Below are 1389 nucleotides of genomic sequence, written 5' to 3'. Positions count from 1 at the left end.
CAGGTGGGTGAAGCCATGGCCATGGTCAAAGCGCTTAACCGGATCACGCTATTAGGAATGCCGAACAGTATTCGCATCACGTAACAATCGACCCGTATGGGGCGCAGTCGTTACAAGTTCTGATTTATTCAACAAAGCCCCGGAGCACCTACGTGCGCTGGATGTGATTGTTACCCATTAACCGCCTACCCAGGCTCAGCCCGTGTTTGCTATTCAACGCCAAATCCCCTCTTCCTGTCACACCCTTTCATACCTCTATTCGCTACAATCAGCAGATAGATCCCTTTTTCGGCTAACCGCATGGATGTTATCGGATTTGTCGCTACCATGATACCCATCGCACTGTCGCCCGGCGCCAGCTTGACGCTGGCGCTCAATAATGCGGTGACACAGGGTTCACGTGGCGTACTACATATTATTGTCGGCACCGCATTGGGCATTTATACGTACGCCATGCTGGCAAGCATTGGGATCTCTGCGCTGTTGCTACGCTATCCCGCACTGATGCGCGTTCTCACACTGCTCGGTACCGGGTATTTGGTCTATCTGGCATTGCGCCTGATACAGCGCGGCTGGCACGCTTCTGCACGTTCCCCTGCACCCTGCAGTTCATTGGGGGTTCGCGCCGCCTACGTTGCTAATGTACTCAATATCAAAGCTATTTTACTGTATGTGACGGTAGTACCTCTGTTTGCAGGCACCGCGCGTGATAGCCAGCCACTGGCACAGAGCGTGATGAGCTTTATGACGCTGGAAACGGTACATGTCGCCATCATGGGGGGGTGGTTACTGCTCACAACACAGTTGCTGACGCGCTCTGCACGCACAATCGCTATGTAGAGGATGGAAACCACCATCAATCTCGGTGGTGGACTGATGCTACTGGGGCTCACCCTGTGGTCTTATCTACAGGGATAAAGGCGGGAAACGTATCCCACCTTATACGATTACGCGCGAATCTTACGGTACACCAACAGCAACACCAAAGCACCAATCACAACAACGCAAAAACTGCCGAGATTGAAGCCATCCGCGCGGCCAAACCCAAAGAAGGTGCTGATATAACCGCCCACCACCGCGCCAATGATGCCGAGCAATACCGTAATAATAAAACCCCCACCGTCTTTGCCTAGCATGATCCATTTTGCCAAAATACCCGCGATCAACCCAAAGATAATCCAGGACAAGATTCCCATAACAACCTCGTGTTTTACCCATGAAAACGCGTATCCAAGACACACGCGAACAGGTCGTGTATTCAATGAGTTGATGTAGCATCAAACGTAGTACTCGCGTTCGATGTAAGTACCGATGATCCTATCGTGCATTTCGGATGATTTTGAATATCCGGGCGTCTTGCGATTGAGCAGTTGAAATCGGTTACGCAGT

Annotated in this window: 3 protein-coding genes and 1 pseudogene; 2 read left to right on the top strand and 2 right to left on the bottom strand. The window is 51.4% G+C overall.

The window, feature by feature from the left end; all coding sequences use genetic code 11:
- Positions 1-84 (top strand): annotated as a pseudogene (locus tag QZ506_RS14780) (lipoprotein); the annotation flags it as partial.
- A gap of 216 nt (positions 85-300) precedes the next feature.
- The gene (locus QZ506_RS14775; RefSeq protein WP_291972048.1) at positions 301-840 is read left to right on the top strand and encodes a LysE family translocator; all 540 of its coding nucleotides are present in this window, start codon (positions 301-303) and stop codon (positions 838-840) included.
- A gap of 107 nt (positions 841-947) precedes the next feature.
- Here the strand turns inward: QZ506_RS14775 and QZ506_RS14770 are convergent, their stop codons facing one another.
- Complete coding sequence (locus QZ506_RS14770; protein ID WP_291972046.1) at positions 948-1196, bottom strand: GlsB/YeaQ/YmgE family stress response membrane protein; 249 nt, start codon at positions 1194-1196, stop codon at positions 948-950.
- Between the two features lie 81 nt (positions 1197-1277).
- On the bottom strand, positions 1278-1389 hold a 112-nt coding region (locus QZ506_RS14765; RefSeq protein ID WP_291972050.1), incomplete at its 5' end, for an IS1 family transposase.

This window comes from Candidatus Symbiopectobacterium sp., from assembly GCF_020054415.1.
In the GTDB taxonomy this organism is placed as follows: Bacteria; Pseudomonadota; Gammaproteobacteria; order Enterobacterales; family Enterobacteriaceae; genus Symbiopectobacterium.
The sequence above is the reverse complement of the archived record's forward strand: the minus strand, read 5'-3'. Positions and strand labels throughout refer to the sequence as shown.